Annotated in this window: 1 protein-coding gene; it reads left to right on the top strand. The window is 40.9% G+C overall.

What is annotated here, in order from left to right; translation table 11 throughout:
* Positions 1–257 (top strand): prolyl oligopeptidase family serine peptidase (locus ACY2RS_RS15665; protein WP_490099599.1); only part of this gene is annotated, 257 nt, incomplete at both ends.

Genomic DNA, 257 nt, shown 5'->3' with positions numbered 1-257 from the left:
ACCTAGGCCGTACCTGGTATGAAGATGGAAAGCTAGTAAAAAAGAAAAAGACATTTACAGACGTTATAGAGGCTTCTAAGTATGTTATTACAGAGGGCTATACCTCAAAAGATCACCTGTATGCTAGGGGTGGCTCTGCAGGAGGACTTCTTATGGGTACAGTAGTAAATATGGCACCAGAACTATACAATGGTGTAGTTGCGGCTGTACCATTTGTTGATGTCGTTACAACGATGTTAGATGATACCATTCCATTA

The organism is Patiriisocius sp. 208BN25-11 (assembly GCF_058147145.1).
The sequence above is the reverse complement of the archived record's forward strand: the minus strand, read 5'-3'. Positions and strand labels throughout refer to the sequence as shown.